General features: G+C 39.5%; 17 protein-coding genes. 2 read left to right on the top strand and 15 right to left on the bottom strand.

The window, feature by feature from the left end:
• Window positions 1–107: 107 nt before the first annotated feature.
• The 7 genes from Q0L00_RS00715 to Q0L00_RS00685 form a co-directional block, all read right to left on the bottom strand.
• Window positions 108–608 carry a hypothetical protein gene (locus Q0L00_RS00715; RefSeq protein WP_297334934.1) on the bottom strand — a complete coding sequence of 167 codons (501 nt, stop codon included), beginning with the start codon at window positions 606–608 and terminating at the stop codon, window positions 108–110.
• Window positions 609–619: 11 nt separating this feature from the next.
• Window positions 620–1240 (bottom strand): hypothetical protein, encoded by a 621-nt coding sequence (locus Q0L00_RS00710; RefSeq protein ID WP_297334933.1) that lies wholly within the window; start codon window positions 1238–1240, stop codon window positions 620–622.
• Complete coding sequence (locus Q0L00_RS00705) at window positions 1237–1833, bottom strand: hypothetical protein (protein WP_297334932.1); 597 nt, start codon at window positions 1831–1833, stop codon at window positions 1237–1239. The genes Q0L00_RS00710 and Q0L00_RS00705 overlap by 4 nt, the downstream gene beginning before the upstream one ends.
• Before the next feature lie 6 nt (window positions 1834–1839).
• Complete coding sequence (locus Q0L00_RS00700; protein WP_297334931.1) at window positions 1840–2445, bottom strand: hypothetical protein; 606 nt, start codon at window positions 2443–2445, stop codon at window positions 1840–1842.
• A 139-nt stretch (window positions 2446–2584) separates the two neighbouring features.
• Window positions 2585–4117 carry a histidine kinase gene (locus tag Q0L00_RS00695; protein ID WP_297334930.1) on the bottom strand — a complete coding sequence of 511 codons (1533 nt, stop codon included), beginning with the start codon at window positions 4115–4117 and terminating at the stop codon, window positions 2585–2587.
• Between the two features lie 12 nt (window positions 4118–4129).
• The gene (locus tag Q0L00_RS00690) at window positions 4130–5626 is read right to left on the bottom strand and encodes a histidine kinase (protein ID WP_297334929.1); all 1497 of its coding nucleotides are present in this window, start codon (window positions 5624–5626) and stop codon (window positions 4130–4132) included.
• Entirely contained in the window at window positions 5626–6342 is a 717-nt protein-coding gene (locus tag Q0L00_RS00685) for a LytTR family DNA-binding domain-containing protein (protein ID WP_297334928.1), read from the bottom strand. Before Q0L00_RS00685 ends, Q0L00_RS00690 begins: the two co-directional genes overlap by 1 nt.
• 220 nt (window positions 6343–6562) lie before the next feature.
• On the opposite strand from Q0L00_RS00685, the gene Q0L00_RS00680 reads away from it, so the two are divergent.
• The gene (locus Q0L00_RS00680; RefSeq protein WP_297334927.1) at window positions 6563–10519 is read left to right on the top strand and encodes a response regulator; all 3957 of its coding nucleotides are present in this window, start codon (window positions 6563–6565) and stop codon (window positions 10517–10519) included.
• 35 nt (window positions 10520–10554) lie between these two features.
• On the opposite strand, the gene rfbB is transcribed toward Q0L00_RS00680, so the two are convergent.
• The 6 genes from rfbB to Q0L00_RS00650 form a co-directional block, all read right to left on the bottom strand.
• On the bottom strand, window positions 10555–11607 hold the full coding sequence (gene rfbB, locus Q0L00_RS00675; RefSeq protein ID WP_297334926.1) for a dTDP-glucose 4,6-dehydratase: 1053 nt from the start codon (window positions 11605–11607) through the stop codon (window positions 10555–10557).
• Window positions 11600–12664, bottom strand: coding sequence for an NAD-dependent epimerase (locus tag Q0L00_RS00670; protein ID WP_297334925.1), 1065 nt, complete (start codon window positions 12662–12664; stop codon window positions 11600–11602). The genes rfbB and Q0L00_RS00670 overlap by 8 nt, the downstream gene beginning before the upstream one ends.
• A 39-nt stretch (window positions 12665–12703) precedes the next feature.
• Window positions 12704–13807, bottom strand: a complete 1104-nt coding sequence (locus Q0L00_RS00665; protein WP_363318483.1) for a glycosyltransferase family 4 protein — start codon at window positions 13805–13807, stop codon at window positions 12704–12706.
• A gap of 230 nt (window positions 13808–14037) precedes the next feature.
• A complete protein-coding gene (locus tag Q0L00_RS00660; RefSeq protein ID WP_363318482.1) occupies window positions 14038–14244 on the bottom strand; it encodes a helix-turn-helix transcriptional regulator in 207 nt (68 codons plus the stop codon).
• Window positions 14235–14696, bottom strand: a complete 462-nt coding sequence (locus Q0L00_RS00655; protein ID WP_297334923.1) for a hypothetical protein — start codon at window positions 14694–14696, stop codon at window positions 14235–14237. Before Q0L00_RS00655 ends, Q0L00_RS00660 begins: the two co-directional genes overlap by 10 nt.
• The gene (locus Q0L00_RS00650; protein ID WP_297334922.1) at window positions 14689–15117 is read right to left on the bottom strand and encodes a hypothetical protein; all 429 of its coding nucleotides are present in this window, start codon (window positions 15115–15117) and stop codon (window positions 14689–14691) included. The genes Q0L00_RS00655 and Q0L00_RS00650 overlap by 8 nt, the downstream gene beginning before the upstream one ends.
• A gap of 159 nt (window positions 15118–15276) precedes the next feature.
• Here Q0L00_RS00650 and proC point away from each other — a divergent pair, with 159 nt between their 5' ends.
• Window positions 15277–16083 (top strand): pyrroline-5-carboxylate reductase, encoded by an 807-nt coding sequence (proC, locus tag Q0L00_RS00645; RefSeq protein ID WP_297334921.1) that lies wholly within the window; start codon window positions 15277–15279, stop codon window positions 16081–16083.
• 386 nt (window positions 16084–16469) lie between these two features.
• Here the strand turns inward: proC and Q0L00_RS00640 are convergent, their stop codons facing one another.
• Together Q0L00_RS00640 and gatB are read right to left on the bottom strand one after the other, a co-directional pair.
• On the bottom strand, window positions 16470–17585 hold the full coding sequence (locus Q0L00_RS00640) for a TlpA disulfide reductase family protein (RefSeq protein ID WP_297334920.1): 1116 nt from the start codon (window positions 17583–17585) through the stop codon (window positions 16470–16472).
• A gap of 253 nt (window positions 17586–17838) precedes the next feature.
• Window positions 17839–19299, bottom strand: coding sequence for an Asp-tRNA(Asn)/Glu-tRNA(Gln) amidotransferase subunit GatB (gene gatB / locus Q0L00_RS00635; RefSeq protein ID WP_297334919.1), 1461 nt, complete (start codon window positions 19297–19299; stop codon window positions 17839–17841).
• Window positions 19300–19314: the final 15 nt, after the last annotated feature.

The raw sequence follows: 19314 nt of genomic DNA, 5'->3' as shown, positions 1-19314 counted from the left end.
CCTAATCCTATCAATTATGCATCATAGCTTTGGGTAGATGACCTTTCAGAATAAAAAAAAGTCCTAAAATTAATTTAGGACCTTTCAATTTCATCAAATGGTTAAAATCATTCAATTTGAAAGCTGAATTCAACCGGTGAAACTGATCCTCGGATTTCACCCACTGGGACCATTTCCAGTCGTACAGTGTACTTCCCCTTTGGAAGATTGGAGTCCAACTTAGGCCAATCTAACCTGGGAACGGGCATTTCATAAACTTCACTCTGTAAGGCTGGGATCAAATCAAAGGCCTCAATCGGCACATACATATCTCCGGGAAGCCAGGGCCAATTTCCACGGGAGCTGTGATGGATCGTTTTTCCATCTTTGATCAGCGTGGTTTTCATATCAAAAAGAACAATGCCTCGCTTTCCTACCTGATCAGCATTGTACGAAAACAGGATTTTGTATTTGTTCTCTTTGAAACTTTTGAACAAATCAACAGGAACAGTTTCTTTGAGAACCTGACCATTGGAGAATCCCTCGATCCGAATTCTACCCTCTAACGATTGGGCAGAAAGGGAATAGGATCCGAAGAGCATGGCGAAAATTAGAACATGTTTTTTCATGATTTTAGTAATTAGGGTTGATGAAAACTTGCATTTGATGAAAAATCCCAAAGTTGGGATAAACTAAGCCCAAAGCCTTTGATTTGGAATAGATACCGATTTTGATCCAAAAATTCGATCTCTGAAAACTGCTGAGATTTATTTTCAGATTCCCGAACTCGCAATCCTTCACGGAGGTAAATCCGGGTTTGTTTATCCCCTTTGTTCTCTTCGATATCCAGCTTGAGACGATCTTTTGCCGCCTGAATTAAAATGGAACCATTTTGCCCTGCTCCATCCATTATTTCCACTTTTACACCTAAATCTCTTAATTCACGATGCTGGTATTCCGCCAAAACAGAAACAATCCCTGAGTCCTCCCGGTGACCTGATAGTAATTGAATTCGATAATAGTCCCCCACCGTTTCAGGCACCCAGCTTTTCAATACTTCTTTGGAAATAGGTATTTTTTCTTCCAGAGGAATCCCTTCGGTTACAGTTTGATTTCCACCAGAATCTCGGCGACTTTGAGATTCATTGATCACTTTTACAGGAGGTTCTATTCGATCCATGAAACGCTCGGTTCGCTGGCAAGCTGTACCCCAACAAAGCGCAGAAAAAATCAATAGGCCCCAGAGGAAATAACGTTTCATTGAGAAAGAGAGATAGGATCTAAAATTTTTTGGAATTCCCAAAAAATGTCTGGGCTCATTTGCTCTCCCTGAAAATCAAAATAAAACCGTTGATCCAGTGCATACTGTAAAAAAGCTTTACCATCTGCTGGAGTATGCCGCTCAAAAGCTTTGATGCCATTAGAAACATAGACTTTGGCATAGCCATCGAGCAAGGGCTCATCATACTCCTCTCCCAAGTTTGCTTTAATCATTCCATTCACTGCCACAACCAAAGGTCCTTTACCATCCAAAACATCTAGGGTAAATCGCTTCTGAGGATTTTCATCATGAACATACCTGACTTGTACTCTAGGAAGGTCTCCATATTCAGTTGATGGATTTTTTTCTCGGGTAAATCCCGCATGGTTCATGGGTAACCAATCCAGCAGTTCCGATTTTGAAACAGGACCTGAGGCAACCGAAGAAGAACTTTCTTCAGCTTTTGAATCCGAACTTGTTTGAATTGAAGGGGTTGGTTCGGAGTCATTTTTCGAATTTTTATTTCCCTCGCAAGCTTCTAATCCAATAAGAGCAATTCCGAGAATAAGGTGTAAATAGCTGGGCGTTTTCATTAGTTGTTAGTTTGGAAATTGATTGTTTTGAAGCTCATCAAAAGCCCCATAGATTTTATCCGGCCCCACTTGATTGCCAAGAATCCCCACGTGGTACCGTTGATTTTGAATGTATTCAAGTTGAAAATCCTTTCGCCCTTTTCTGGTTTTACTGACAAAAAGAATTCGCTCACCTTTGTGGTCGTTGATCTCGGACCGGAAATCATCTCCAGATTCGTTTCGAACAGTTTCTAGCATTTTATACACGGCATTGACGTGTTGAAACTGATTATATCCTGCACCATCGATCACTTCCAGTCGCAACCCGGGATGCTCCTTTCCTTCTTTATGACTGTAAAATGCGATAAAGCCATTCAATCCCGGTTTAGGTTCCTTAGATTGCAAAGGAAATCCTTGAAGAGTGGCAGGTACCCATTCCAAATACTCCTCCTGCGATAGAGGCTGCTTTTCCATCAACCTCATCAGCCAAGTTTTGGAATTCTGAGATTCCCCATCACTTTGGGTTAAAACTTCCCCCAGTTGCTCAGTTTGACTGGTGGTTTTGGTTTCCCCACAAGAGGAAAATATCAAGAAGATAAAACAGGCATAACTAATCCATTGATGTGCTTTCATAGCCGTCTTGATTTTGGTGTAAATGAGGAAGGCAAGGTAGCCGCCAAAAAAAAATCGTGATAAAAATCCTGTAACAAATGATCCTACTACTGTAACAATAGGCTAAAAACAGGGCCAGATGAACTGAAAATCTGGAAAATTAAGTAGAGTACCAACTCTCCAAAGAAAAAATCACTTCCGTACCAGCGTGCCCCATCGGGCCCTCTTTGTGGTCGAGTATTTCAAAATGATAATAAACCCGCTCGTTTTGGTTGAAAAGCTCCAGCCTTTCTTTGGACAAACTCATCCCGATCGATTCCTTTTTCATCTTGCGCTTGGAATTGATTTGTTGAGAAGCCTTCCGACCGATTCCATTATCCCTAATTGAAAGTAGGTAACCACTCCTCTGCTTTTTTAACTTAACACAAATCCACTTCTCTCCCACTTTGGTCATTAATCCATGCCAGATTGCATTTTCAAAAAAAGGCTGCAATACTAAAGGTGGAATTGGAATTTCATTGAGCCGGACATCCTCTGCTATATCCAGTTTAAGTTCAATTCCTTCTTCAAATCGAATCGATTCCAAGCTTAAATAAAGTTGGGCAATCTCTAACTCCTCTCCGAGTGAAATTTTGGTTTTTCGTGAGCTTTCCAAGACCAAGCGGATCAATTTGGAAAAGCGGTTCAAATACAAAATTGCTCGATCCTTCTCTTGGTCAATGAGAAAAACTTTAATCGAATTTAGCGCATTGAAAATAAAATGAGGATTCATTTGGCTACGCAGTGAGCGCAAATGAAGTTCGGTGATTTCACGCTCGTAAAGGGCTTTGATTCGACTCATCCGCTCAGTTTCCGCATCGGACTCCAGCTCAATTATTTTTTCCTCCTTTTGAATGATTTCATGCTGAAGCTGACGATTCAATCGACCTCGCAAATCATCATTCTCTTTATAACGAAGGACCAATTCATTTTGAATTCGTATTTTTTCGTCAAAAATCACGCGCTGCTTTAACGCCAAGGCATAGGTAAAGAAAAAATTCTCAATCAAAATACCTAGGTAAAAAATGTAGTAATATTTATCCGTAAAGGCAGTCCCCCTGTCAGCAGCTAGTAGCCCAAATAAAAACGAAGCAATTCCTATGGTTAGAAAACCACAAAGAATCGGGCCTTTTACTTTTTCCTCAGTTCGGATGATCAGGAAAATTCCAATGAGCATAAACACAAACGTGATTGGCATAAACCCGAAGAAGTAAAACTGTCTCATCAATTGGTAGCCATCCCAAATAAAAATTCCTAAAAAAAATACCAAATAAACCAAGGAAATGAAAACGGTATATCGGAGGTAAAATTTGATGAATTTGGGATAGTAGGATTTCAGTTGTAAAATCTCAATCAAGAAAAAAGAGAAGACAATAAAGCTGATAAATTGTAACGGAGTAATGGTCAGTCTAAAAAATTCGGGAAAAGAAAAATAAATATCCTTTAAAAAACTTCGGTAAGGCCTTCCAATCAAAGCCACCGCATTGACCAAGGAGTAAATGCTGTAATGTAAAAAGTACTTTTCCTTGTTTTTGATATAAAGAATAAAGTGAAAGACTGCTAGGTAAAACAAAATCGAAATAGCCATGAGTGCCAGCCCATTTCGGTTACTGTTTTCAAGAAATAGCAGCAAATCACCCAAAATTCGATACATCTAGCCTTTCATTTACAGCCAAAAAATAACTTCCGTACCCGAATCCTCGGCAAGAAAATGATCAATAATCTCGAAGTGATAATGGACAGATTCATTCTTATTGAAGAGTTCCAACCTATCCTTGGATAGACTCATCCCGATGGATTCCTTTTTCATGGTTCGCTTAGAATTGATCTCTTGCGAAGCTTTCCTTCCAATTCCGTTATCCCGTATGGAAAGCATATGCCCCCCTTCCTGTTTCTTCAGCATTACCCTTATCCATTTTTTCCCAGCTTTATTCATTAATCCATGCCAAATCGAATTTTCAAAAAAGGGCTGTAATACTAAAGGAGGAACGTCAATATGATTGAGTCGAACATCTTCGGCTACTTCCATTTGAAACTCAATTCCATCATCAAAACGGATTGATTCCAAGGTTAAATAGAGTTGGGCTATTTCCAACTCCTCTCCAAGTGAAATCTTCGTTTTCCGTGAGCTTTCCAGTACCAAACGAATCAATTTGGAAAAGCGGTTCAAATATAAAATCGCCCGATCCTTATCATTTTCTATTAGAAATACTTTGATTGAATTCAGTGCATTAAAAATAAAATGCGGATTCATTTGACTCCGCAGTGATCGCAAATGGAGCTCAGTGATTTCCCGCTCATAATGAGCCTTGATGCGTTCCATTCGTTCAGTTTCAGCATCTGCTGCCAAAGTAATAATTTGTCGTTCCTTCAGGTCCAATTCACTCTGAAGTCGCTGATTAAGCATTTCTCTCAGTTCCTCGTTTTCCTTTAATTTAATGACCAACTCTTCCTGAAACCGAAGCTTTTCTTTATAAACCTCTCGCTGTTTTATCGCCAGTGCATAGGTAAATAGAAGATTTTCTACCAAAACACCGATGTAATACACATAAAAATTCTGATCGATCACTTCTGCAGGTTGACCTACAGTCAACACCGCTGACAAAATGGCTCCTACTCCTAAAAATAAAGATCCTGTTAAAATATATCCCTTAACTTTTTCATCGATTCGAAAGATAAGAACCGAACCATAAATCATCACCAAAAAATAAATGGGCAAAAAGATAAAGTAAAAGAACGTTTGAAGGAGGTTTAATTCTGGTTTAAAAACCTCAAGAGTCCCCAAAACCAAATATATTCCTATTCCGGATAAGGTGAAATAGTTGAAAAAGGCTACAAAACGCGGTAAATGATTTTTCAGATGCAGCACTTCTATTACGAAATAGGAAAATAGAATATAGCTGGCAAATTTTAAGGGAGAATCCAGCTGAATGAAAAAATCCGGATAGGCCAAAAAGATATCCTGCAAGAAGACATTGTACGGAATCGGCACCAATATCAGCACATTGGTGAAGGCGTAGGTACTGTAAAAGAGATAAAAATTGTCTTTGTTTTTGAGGTAGAGGACAAAATGATAAATGGATAAATAGAAAAGGATTGAAATGATACTAAAACCTAATCCATTGTAATTGCTGTCTTGTAAAAAGGGGATTATTCCATCCATCAGCTTGGCCTTTGGGTTAATTTTAAGATTTCCAAAAATTCCTTTTTTCGAAGCCTGGAAAGTGGTAAACGTACCCCAGAATCTAGGATTACATGGGAATGGGATTTATCCAAAACTGTGATCCGATCCATGTTGACTAGATAGCTGTGATGAATTCTAAAAAATTGTCGATCAGGTAAAATCCCTTCCAGATGTTTGAGATTCTTGGAAACCATAATCCGGTTTCCTGAATGAGGAACTACCCAAGAATAACTTCCTTCACTTTGACAAAACAAAATCTCATCTGGATCCACTACATGCATCTGTTGATCAGTATTCAAAATTACTTTTCCTTTCGTTACCGGGGCTGGCTGATTGGATTTTTCGATTTCTAATTTGGTCAGTACCCGATCCAAATCCTCCCCATCTACCGGTTTGAGCAAGTAATCAAAGGCCCGTTCCCGGATAGCCTGAATGGCATATTCGGAATAGGCTGTAACAAAAACGATTTCAAAGGATTTGACCGGTAATTTCTCTAAAAACCGAAATCCATCCATTCCGGGCATTTCAATATCTAAAAATAGACAATCCAACTCATTTTCTGCCAGCTGAATCAAAGCCTCTTCTACCTGGGTATATTGCGCGACTATCTCCACACGATCTTCAAACTGCTCCAATTCATACACCAACGATCGGATAGATTTGGATTCGTCATCCAAAATGGCAACTCTGATCATAAAACATTGATTTAGCTAAACAGTAAGGTGAAAAGGAAGGTCTAAAATACATTTATTTGTTCATATTGGAGAAGTTTAAAACAAACATTACGCATTTTTTTCCCTGAAAAAGCAATCATTATTTGGCTCATGTAACAATTATCCAATTACAAAGAATTTGATACATAGGCGATCTTAGATCAGATCAAATGATAATTTCATTTTCATGAACTAGAACACCATGAAAAATATCGCATTTCTCTTCATCCTGATTTTTGTTGGAGGCCCTTCTTTTTACCCGGCTTTTTCACAGGAAAACCCAAAATTCCATCAGGTTTGGATGCCTGATGGAATGAGAAATAATCGGGTTTTGGATCTGGAACAAGATCCGCAGGGATTCCTTTGGATTATTACCGAAAAAGGATTAAACCGATACGACGGCTACGAAATCAAAACCTATCCCCACCTTTTCAATTTCCTACTCGATGGAGATCTTTTGCTCAAAAGCAGTTTAATGATCGACTCCAAAAATCGGATTTGGACGATTTCCGGGTCCCTTCATCCCAATTTATTTGATAATGAAAAAAATGAATTCATTTCCATACCCAATTTCAATTCGGTTACTTCCATGGCAGAAACCCAATCAGGTAACATTCTCTTTGGGACATTGAGTGGTCAGCTTTACAGTTATGATCCAGATGAAAAAACCAAGGAATTAATCTTGGCAAAAGCTGACCAGGAAATGATCGGAATTTTCAAAAACCCAAAAAAAACTCATGAGTTCTTCATTTTATTCAAAAGTCAACTGGGAAAAATCAATATCGACACCAAAGAATTCAAGACTTTATATACTCATTCCGCCACCGATTCATTTTTATTTAGTACCGCAACTCTTGACCGGAACGGTAAGCTCTACATCGGAACCTTCGAAAATGGAGTGTATACCTTTGATTCATCGCAAACCTTGAAACCCTTGGATTCTTTGACCTTAAAAACTAAAATTTACAGCCCGATTCTGGATCTTAAATTGAAAAATGAACGTGAGCTTTGGATCGCCACCTATGGATTAGGCGTATTTACCTATGACCTCGCTCAAAAAAAAATCAACCATATCCCCCATCAAAAAACAGCGCCAAATTCCATCAAAGCCAATGACATTACAGCTTTGTACCACGACTACGCCGGTACAACATGGCTGGGAACTTTGGGGGCAGGATTGAATTACTTTGATCCCTTCTTGGAAAAGTTCAAGGTGATTTCCAATGAACAGGCACCCGATTTCATTCACTTAGAAAATATTCGGTCTATCTATGTAGATCCCCAAAAGAGGCTCTGGATGGGAAGTGCTGGAAATGGATTGATTCGTTATGATCTACATACCAAAAAGTGGAAGACCTTTTCTTCCACTTCTGACAAATCAGTTAGCTTAAAAGAAAATCGAATTTTAAGTCTTCAAGGAATCGAAGAGGAAATCTGGATTGGATATCAAAATAAGGGACTAAGTATTTTCAATACGCAGAAAAATACGATTCGGCATTTTAACGAAACTACTCAACCTACTCTACCGACCAATCAAATCGGTAGAATTATTAAAGACACGCAGAATCGCTTTTGGTTATGCACCAGAACCGAAGGCTTGATCCAGTTTGACTCCAAAAGGGGAATCGTAAAATCCTACAAGCATCGTGGAAATGTCCCCAATCCCTTTCCAGATAATCATATCATCGACTTAGTTCAATTGAGTGACGAGGAGTTTATGGTGGCAACCAAGACCAAAGGACTGATTAAACTCAATACCACTACCGATGAATTCCATACACTTCAAGATTCGCTCTCAGCACCCCAAAGAATGACTACCCTGTATAAAGACGAGCACCAGCACCTTTGGGTAGGAACAAGTAATCAAGGGATCAAAGTGCTGGACTTAGCTACCCATACCTGGATAAAGAAACCTGAATTAAGTGAGCTGGAGGGTGTTCAAATCCATGGCATAACCGCAGACTCGATGGGTAAGATTTGGGTAAGCTCGGATCAAGGAATTACTTCCATTGAACAAAAATCTAAGCATTCCATTTCTTTGGTCAACTATACCAAATCGGAAGATTTAGCCTCTCCGTTTAATCCAGGTGCTTTTACTTCAGACCCCAGTTTGGGTATATTTTTCGGTGGTTTTGATCGGATACTCTACTTCAAAGGAGAAGAACTCAACCCAAATAGAAGTGTCCCAAAAGTTGCACTCACCAAAATTTCCAATGGTAAAACTGAGTTTTCTCCAGAGGCCGATAACCGTTTTCGGCCGGATGAAAACGACTTAACCTTTCATTTCTCCAGTTTAATTTTCTCAGATCCTCAAAAAAACCACTATCAATTCCGTCTTCTCGGTTATGAGCAAAATTGGAAAACCCAACAGGGAACTAATGCTGTGACCTATACCAATTTGGATCCCGGAGAATATGAATTTCAATTTAAGGGGAGTAATTACGATGGGATTTGGAATGAAAATCCAGTCAGTTACACTTTTTCAATATCCCCAGACTGGTATCAAACCCTGTGGGCTAAAATTGGCTACCTACTTCTTTTTGCAGGCCTTTCCATTCTAATTTATCAGTACCTTAAATGGAGATGGGCGATGAGCTACAAATTGGAAATCAAAAACCATGAAGCACTCCGACTCCAGGAAATTGACCAATTGAAATCAGCATTCTTTAGTAATATTTCCCATGAATTGCGGACTCCGCTAACCCTGATTATGGGCCCCACCGAACGATTGATTCAGGAATGTGAAAACCCGATTCAAAAATCCCAATTGAACCTCATTCAAGAGAATGCTAAAAAACTTTTAATTGTCATCGACAAAATTCTTTCCATCCGTAAAATCACCGCAGAAAAACCTTCCCTTAAAATCAGAAAAAGTAATCTGGGGCTTTTAATTCAATCCGTATTGGTCAACTTTTATTACCTCAGTGCCAAAAAGAATCTCACGATTCAATCCGTTATTCCACTGATTACTGAGGTTTGGTTTGACTCCGATCAAATGGAGCGAATTCTAGAAAATCTAATTCACTTTGTTATTCAGGAAGCAGAAAACCATAGCATTATTGGTTTTGAGGCCATTTATAAAAATAAGGCAGTAAAATTCCACATCTGCTTTTCGCCCAAAAAACACACTGATCTGGTGCCTCCATTGAAACGAAAACAAAACCAACTTCCCGAACAGGAAGGATCAGATCCTGAATTGAAAATAAAATTAATCGAGAAACTAATTTTCTCTCATTATGGCTCTTTTAAATTGAGTCAAGAAAAAAGTGGAATCCACGGGATCGAAATGGAATTCTCGGTAGATAAATATTCCTTTCACCCTTCTGAAGTGGTCGATGAAGAGGAATGGGAAATGGACCGGATTAATCCTGCCGAGGCTAGGACAAAATTGAGTGATCAGGCACCAAAAATCCTGATTGTGGAGGACAATAAAAGTTTGCGGAATTTCCTAGTAAAAGAACTCAGCCACTCGTATCACATTATCGAAGCTGCAGATGGAAAAGAAGGGATTTATGAGGCCTACAAGCATATTCCCGACTTGATTTTATCAGACATCATGATGCCTGAGATGGATGGCCTAGCACTCTGCAAAGAGCTAAAAACCAATGAGAAAACCTCCCACATCCCGCTTATTCTCCTCACTGCAAAAATCGAAGAAGAAACCCAACTCATGGGGTTGGAGTTGGGAGCCGATGATTACATTCAAAAGCCCTTTTCTTCCCGACAGTTAGCAGTGCGGATTGAAAAACTCATTGAACTTAGAAACCGACTCAGAATTCGATATTCAAGAGGAAATTTCATTTCTCCAAAAGAAATAGCGGCAAGCTCCACAGATGAAAAATTTCTCCATAAAATTCAAGAAATGGTCGATTCAGATTTTATGGAGACAGACTTTTCTGTAGATGATTTCTGTCGAAAGCTAGGCATGAGTCGAATGCAGCTTCACCGAAAACTTACTGCTTTAACAGGCTTGTCTACCTCAGCCTTTATCCGAGATCAGCGCTTGCGAAAAGCAATCCAAAAGCTTGAAAAAACAGATGAAACTGTTTCAGAAATCGCCTATTCTGTCGGCTTCAGTTCCCCATCCTACTTTATCAAATGCTTCAAAGAAACCTACCAAATGACCCCTTTGGAATATCAGCAAAGTCGAGCAAAATAAGCATGCAGCCTTTTTAGTTTCGGCAGCCTTTCCATTTAATCTTCGTATAGTTCCTTGTAGTAATCCTGATAAGCTCCTGAGGTAACATGATCCAGCCAGTTCTGATTGGCTAAATACCAGTCAATGGTTAACTCAATGCCTTCTTCAAACTGAAGACTGGGCTCCCAACCGAGTTCATTTTTGATTTTAGTGGCATCGATGGCATAGCGTAAGTCATGTCCTGCCCGATCTTTGACAAAGGTGATCAGTTTTTCAGATGTGCCCACCTCACGTCCCAACTTCTCATCCATTTTTCTACAGAGCAACCGGACAATATCAATATTTTTCCATTCATTGAATCCACCGATATTATAGGTTTCTCCAGCCTCTCCCTGATGAAAAACCGTATCAATCGCTCGGGCATGATCTTTTACAAAAAGCCAATCCCGGACATTTTCCCCTTTTCCATAAATAGGGATGGGTTTTTCATTTTTGATATTGTTGATGCAAAGCGGAATTAACTTTTCGGGAAAATGATTGGGACCATAATTATTCGAGCAGTTGGAAACTACTGTACGCATTCCATAGGTATTGGCATACGCACGAACAAAGTGATCAGAAGCTGCTTTTGAGGCAGAATAAGGTGACTGGGGATCATAGGCGGTCGTTTCTAAAAAGAAGCCGCCCTCAGGTAAGGAACCATACACCTCATCGGTGGAAACATGGTAAAACAAATGACTTTGCAGGTCATCTTTCCAGTATTCTTTGGCAACGTTTAACAGATTAACTGTGCCAAAAACATTTGTCTTGACAAAAGCTAGAGGATCGGAAATCGAGCGATCGACATGAGATTCAGCTGCCAAATGGATCACATCGGTGATTTGATGCTTTTTAAAAACCTCCTCCAATGCAGTTGCATTCTGAATATCGACTTTCTCAAAAGTATAATTCGGGGAATTTTCAACTTCTTTCAAATTCTCCAAATTTCCGGCATAGGTTAGCGCATCTAGATTAATTATTTGATAATCAGGATATTTGTTAACAAAAAGTTGAACTACATGACAGCCAATAAAACCTGCCCCACCGGTAATTAATATATGCTTACTCATTTATGTTAACCTTATAATATTTCAAATACCAATCAGTAAATGCTTTCACTCCAGTTTCTATCGCAGTATTGGGTTTGTAATTCACATCGCGAACCAGATCATCCACATCTGCATGGGAGGCGGGAACATCACCGGGTTGAAGGGGCATAAGATTCATTTTTGCCTTCTTTCCTAACCCTTTTTCTACTGCTTTGATGTAATCCATCAACAAGACCGGAGAGGAATTGCCGATATTATAAATCTTAAAGGGCACTTTCCCACTACCCGGATCGGGATTTTGTGCATCAAAATCAGGATTTGGTTGAGCAGGATGATCTGCTACCTTGATCACACCTTCAACAATATCATCGACAAAGGTGAAATCCCGCTTCATCTCCCCATAATTAAACACCTGAATAGGTTCGCCTTTAAGAATAGCTTCGGTGAATAAAAACAAGGCCATATCGGGCCTTCCCCAAGGACCATAAACAGTAAAAAAGCGTAAACCTGTAGTTGGGATTCCAAACAGATGGCTGTAGGTATGCGCCATTAATTCATTGGATTTCTTCGAAGCTGCATAAAGTGAAATCGGATGATCCACATTATCGGAAGTAGAAAAGGGCATCTTTTCATTACTTCCATAGACGGAACTCGAACTGGCATAAACCAAATGCTTTACCGGGTAGTATCGGCAAGCTTCCAAAATATTCAGGAAAGCCACAATATTACTTTCAATATAAACCTCTGGGTTGGTCAACGAATAGCGAACTCCCGCCTGTGCAGCCAAATGGATCACCACGTCAAATTTTTCTTCTTTGAAAAGTTCGAGAAGGGAATCTTTTTGAGCTAAATCCATCCTCAAAAACCGATACGTAGGAAAGATACTGGACTGAACTATTCGGTTATACTCCCGAGCATCAGCTCCGATTCCCATATGTTTCAAGCGGGAAAATTTCAAGTCAATATCATAGTAATCATTTACGATATCAAGTCCTACGACCTCCTCCCCTCTTTCGAGCAGTTTTTGAGCTACATGGAATCCTATAAAACCGGCAGTCCCGGTCACTAAATATTTCATAGATGAAAAATTCGTCTTTTTTGATCGGTCAAATATAAACTATTCATTGGTTTGGTGTGCCTTCAAAAGCTCCTGGTAGGCTGAAAAAATTGATTCTTGTAAAAATTTTCGATTATAATTGGTTTTTACTTCTTGATATAAGTTTTCCGCCAACGCAATCATATGATCTCTTTTGACGAACGCAAATTCCAATGCTTCTCGTAAAACTTCTACATTTTTTACCGGAAAAATCAATCCTGTTTTCTGCTGTGAAATTAAATCTGTATTCCCGATAATATCTGAACAAATCACAGGCAGTTGCATGGCTCCTGCCTCTAAAAGTACATTGGGGAAGCCTTCACGATGTGAGGCATGAACCAAAACATCGGCCAAAGCCATGTAGTGGGCCACATGATCAGTCCAATCGATCTGTACGATACGTGGATGGTCCTGAATCGTTTGAATGGTAGTCGGATTAAGTGGATTGAGTTTTTGCTCGAATTCACCAAGCAAAATCAGCTTAGACTGATTGACAATTTTGGATCCCAAAAATGCTTCTACCAATTCTTCCACACCTTTATCCTTGACTAGTCTACCCACGGCCAAAATCAAATATTCATCTTCACTAGGCAAAATCCGCATGGTGGCGGCAACTAAATGATTCTCCTTCAGTGCCTTCCGATTGAATTTTTCCAAATCCACGCCATTGGAAGATCCTTTTGCGATCACTCGCATTTTTGATTCCGGACAAAGTTTTTGTTTAAGCACAAAATCATACAGCCCTTTGGAATTAGGCCAGATATTGGTTGCATTCGAATAAGTGAATTTTTCGGCTTTTTCTAAGAATTTCTTTCTTCTACCATTTGACGCCATAGCTAAAATTCCTGCAACAGTATGAATCCTAATTGGGACTCCGGCTAAATTCGCTGCGATCATTCCTAATAATCCCGCCTTAGGAGTGTGTGTGTGAACTATATTAGGCTTTTCCTTTTTTAGCAGAAAATATAACTTTATTACACATTTTAAATCTTGCCAAGGTGTTATTTGCCTCGTAAAAGGAATTATTTCATGCCTTACATTTTCTTTTTTCTCAATTGATTTAATTTCACTCCCTCCTGAACTAACCATTATTATATCCCAACCTTTCTCCCTCAAAAAATTCATTTGACCAGCAAGCAAAAGTTTAAGGGAAAGGGGAACAGTGGTAATTCGAATTATTTTAGGCATCATCGAATAAAAGATAAGCTTACAAATGTATAAGATAAAAGGGTTTTCAACCTAAATCAATTCTAATTTTTGAACAAAAACCCACCTCACTTGGGATTAAAAAGCAAAAGCGACAAAATCATGCCGCTTTTTGTGGAATTTGAGTTTTATTCCAATTTACCATAGAATTAATCTTCTTCCTCCAGTTGAAAAACATCTTCCAAAGCAATTTCAAATACGCGGGCGATTTTCAAGGCTAACACCGTCGAAGGCACATATTTTCCCGCTTCGATCGAATTTATGGTTTGCCGGGAAACCTGCACTTTTTCAGCCAAATCCTGCTGAGTGAGATTATGTCTGGCCCGCTCTACTTTGATCGTATTTTTCATAAAGATAGCTCCATAGTTCTATGTTGTCCGAATAGTGTCCAGCGAAAATGAAGGATAAATATCAGGGGAATCGAAAACAGGTTAAAGAATAAAAATGATAGATAATCGAGGCTGTAAAATACCAATGCTCCCCCCATATGGAGAAAAAAATACAGGTAACAGGAGATCAAAATGGAGTCTAGACGAAGCTTTTGAATGTACTCATCTTCATTTTTTTCCTTGGAAAAGGAAATTAAGAACAAAGCGGAAAACAAGCCCAATATCGACAATTCATTGCTTAGGTTATTATCGGTCCCCTCAAATGCATTTGGAACGGAAATTGGCCCTAAATCTAGCCATTTCAACTCAAAATCATGAAAAGCAGATCCATAAGCAAAGCATGCAAATGGGATTAAGGAAAACCAGCCGAGTTGCTGATAGCGATGAGGAAGGAGAATCTTTGAAAGTAAATTAGTCATGGTCTTGGGCAGTTTTGGATTGGTAGAGTTGTAATTGAAAGGCCGCGTAGATATAAATGTTCAGCAGGAAAAGCACCAAAAAGGCGGTAAACATTTCGGAAGTAAACCGCTCAAATCGAATGTAATTGATCAGCATCAAAGCACCCACTCCCCAAATCAGCCAAAAAAAACCAGTTTGGAATGATTTGAGTCTCATCCTCTGAATCATTTCATCTTCGACTTTTTCTCGGGTTAAATTCAATATTGCAAAAGCAATCGCCCAAAACCCATAAATTATTTGAGCCACCTGATTCGGATCAAATTCCGGGTTCACAACGCCTAAACCAATCACTAACACAATCGGTAAGGGGAAAAAGATCAAAGCAATCTTCTTCCAAATCGGAGCAAAAAGGGGGACATTAAATAGCGGATCTGTTTTCATAAGTCAAATTATTTTTACCAAATGTAAAATAAACTTTACCTATTATCAAGTATTCTTTTCAAAAAGTTCATACTACAGGATTGTGTAAATTTTAATTTCTTTAATAAAACCCTCCTTTTATTTACCTTTATTCAACACATTCACTTAAAAATTGAAAAGTTGAAACTTCTCGATCAAAAAATTGCAATAATTGGTTGTGGCAATCTAGGAACTTCAATTGCCAACGGCCTTCTTCAGTTGGAAGAGTTTAAACCCCAAAATTTAACCTTGACCAAACGAAACACGAAATCCTTAGCCGAATTTGAAGCGATGGGAGTTCATGTTCACCATGACAACCTTCAAGCAGCTAAATATGCTGATATCTTAATTTTAGGGGTAAAACCCTATACCATCGCTCCGATTTTAAATGAAATCCGATCCGAATTGGCTCCTGAGAAACAACTGATAGTTTCTCTGGCAACTGGAATTTCTTTACAGGAAATTTTTGAGGTAATTGATCCTAGATCAGTGGCATTTCGGGCCATGCCAAATATCGCAGCAGATATTCAAGAGTCCATCACTTGCATTTGCTCTCAAAATGCAGAATCAAATCAAGTAAAAGTCATCCAAGACCTTTTTGATGCCATCGGGTTTACCATTCCAATCGATGAAAATCTGATGGAAGCAGCAACTGTTTTGGGAGCCTGTGGAATCGCCTATGTCTTGCGCTTTATCCGAGCCATGATTCAAGGCGGAATTCAAATCGGGTTTGATGCCGCCACGGCCAGCAAAATCGTCAATCAAACAGTAAAGGGGGCGGCTGAACTAATGATCAGACGAAACATGCACCCTGAGGAGGCCATTGATAAGGTCACCACACCAAAGGGTTGTACCATTGTCGGCCTTAATGAAATGGAGCATCAGGGCTTTAGCTCAGCTATGGTCAGAGGCGTCATAGCCAGCTTTGAGAAAATCGAAAAGAAATGAAGTTTCTTCTTCCAATAAATATCCACCGATCCTTAGGGTCGGTTTTTTTTTGTAAAAAAAATCTTTTTCACAATTATTTAATACAATCGAATACAGGCTGGAAATGGCATATTTGAAATCATAAAATTGGAATAATAATACCTATTATTATTTTAATGCACTTTAATAAGAAAGCAATTATTTAAGGTTTGTTTTTCTTTTGAATATTTTCATTAGTTTTGTCTCGGGTGATAAACAACTTTTGCTATTCCTTTTTCGAAGTCACGATTTTTAAAGGGAGGATTGTTTGGTATTTTTAATCCTTCCTTCCTTTTGAAATTTTCTGCTCACAAAAAAACCCTGCTTCTCAAAAGGCAGGGTCTTTTTTTGCGGTAGCAGCCGGTTGTTTAATCAAACAACTCGGCCAATTTATTTTCTAAACTAGGTCCTCTTAGATCTTTAGCGATAATTTTTCCCTCTGGATCAATCATGTAAGTTGCCGGAATCGCTTGAATTTGATACGTTTCAGCCGCTTCAGAATTAAAATACTGCAAATCCGATACCTGAGTCCAGGTTAGTCCATCCTCTTCAATGGCCTTTACCCAGTCTTCTTTCTTCCGATCCAAGGATACCCCAAATACCTCAAATCCCTTGTCTTTATATTGATTGTATAACCTCACCACATTGGGATTTTCTACTCGACAAGGCTTACACCAGGCCGCCCAAAAATCGATCAATACATATTTTCCTCGTAGGTCTGAAAGCTTCACTACTTCCCCATCCGGAGTAGGGAGTTCGATCTCTGGTGCAGGTTGTCCGACAGAAAGTGCCCTCATTTCATCAAGCTGCTGTTTCATTTGAAGAATCGAATTGGTACCTGGATATTTTTCATTCAGACGTGCAACTAATTCATCAATAAATGGAAAGTCATTTTTGGGATTCAACAAGCCAATCGCAGCTAAAGAAGCAAAACTATCTCCCATGCTCGTGATGGTTTCTTTGACCCGTTCTGCTTGATTTGACTCCAAAAGAAGCGCTTGAGACTGGATTTCCTTCACCTTTTCGGTGTCATTATTTCCCATAGCCTCGTAATAGGCTTCATTTAAATTGTTTACCTGGATCTGATACTCATTCATCAAGGTCTCCAATTTTAGCATTTCTTTACTATCCTGGGATCCGTTAATTTCCAAGCTGGAAGGACTGTTTAAGTCATAGTTGATTTCTACATCCTCATCGAGTAAAGCCAGCCGAACAGAGCGCTGCCCATAGAGATTGAGTTCATAAAAAGTCGGGGTATCTACTTCCAGCTCATAGTCAAATTTCCCAGAATCGTCGACCGAAAGAGTATCCAATACCTTAGGTCTATTGTCTGTAAATTGGGATAACACGACATATCCACTAGGGGTGTTTTCCAATTGGCCCTTGATTTGCACTTTTCCGTCCACCTGCTTTGAACCGGTATTGCCGCAAGAAAAGAAGCTGAAAAGAGCTAAAGCCCCTATTCCCGTTATTGAGTATTTCATCTGTTTATAATTTGTTTTTTGCCGTCAGATGGAATCTCGCAATTCTAATCATCCCCGTGTGTGACAGGTACGTCATGCTCGATTTCATCTGTTTATAATTGTTTTTTAGCGGTCATATGGAATCTCGCAATTCTAATCATCCCCGTGTGTGACGGGTACCTCATGCTCGATTTCATTTGTTTTTAATTTATTCCAACCTTGTTTTTTGGATCACCATCCAATGGCTTTCACCTAAAATGATATCCAAATAATTCTAATTTTTCAATAATTCTGTCAACAATTTTGTAGCCACCTTCGGATCAGCTTTTCCTTGGGACTTTTTCATCACTTGTCCCATAAACATTCCCATGAGACCTTTTTTACCCGATCGGTATTCCGCCACTTTGGATTTATTTTCATCCAACACAAGTTGTACCACAGGTCTCAACGAAGCCTCATCACTTTCTTGAATCAAATTCAAACGCTCCGCTATTTCAACCGGAGATTGATCCCCAGCACTTAGCAACTCCGGAAAAATCGCTTGTGAAGCGGATGAAAAGCTGACTATTCCATCGTCTATAAGCTGAATCAGTTCGGCCAAAATTTCAGGAGTAATTGGAAGTTCTTCAATAGTGAGATTTTGCTCATTTAGATAAGACTTAATCGGTCCCATCATCCAATTGGATGCAGCTTTATAGTTGTTTGTTTTTAAGCAGAGTTCTTCAAACCAAGTGGCTATTTCTTTTGATTCGCTCAGAAAAGCCGCATCATAATCCGGTAGCCCGTATTCGGTCACAAACTTAGCATAAAGCTCCCGGGGTAAAGCCGGAAGGGTATGACGGACCGAATTGAGCCATTCTTCAGAGATCACCACTGGACTGAGATCAGGCTCAGGAAAATAGCGATAATCATTTAAGTCTTCTTTGGTGCGCATGGGTGCTGTGCGTCCGGTATCGGCATCGAACGTTCGGGTTTCCGAGACGATTTCTTTTCCTTCCTCTAACAAAGCGATTATTCGTTCATGCTCGTGTTCGATTGCTTTTGCCACATTCCGGAAAGAATTCATATTTTTCACTTCCACTTTCTTTCCGTATTCTTTGGCTTGTTTGGGCATTACCGAGATATTGGCATCACAACGAAGAGAACCCTCCTCCATATTCCCATCACAAATCTCAAGGTACTTCACCAGCTTTTTGATTTCTGCCAAAAAAGCAGTGGCCTCCTCCGGGCTTCGTAAATCAGGTTCAGTTACAATCTCAATCAAGGGAGTACCTGCTCGATTAAAATCCACCAAAGTATCGGTCTGGTTATCCAGGTGGATGGATTTACCTGCATCCTCCTCCAAATGAATCCGATTGAGTTGAATTGATTTTTTGGTGCCGTCAGCAAGCTGAATGGGCACCTGCCCACCCACGCAAATTGGAGCTTTGTCTTGCGTAATTTGATAGCCCTTGGGAAGGTCTGGATAGAAATAGTTTTTCCTGGAAAAAAGGGTATGACGCGTGATCGTACAATTACAGGCCAAGCCCATTTTGATCGCAAATTCTATAGCTTTTTTGTTTACTTTGGGAAGTGTACCCGGATGACCGAGTGTGATCGCAGAAACTTGCGTATTGGGTTCGTTACCAAACTTGGTGGAGTCTGCAGCAAAAATCTTACTCTGCGTCTGCAGTTGGGCATGAACTTCCAGGCCGATGACGAGTTGATACTTATTTTTTATTTCTTCGCTGATCATGCGTATGTGTTCACT

The organism is Algoriphagus sp. (assembly GCF_024305035.1).
In the GTDB taxonomy this organism is placed as follows: Bacteria; Bacteroidota; Bacteroidia; order Cytophagales; family Cyclobacteriaceae; genus Algoriphagus.
The sequence above is the reverse complement of the archived record's forward strand: the minus strand, read 5'-3'. Positions and strand labels throughout refer to the sequence as shown.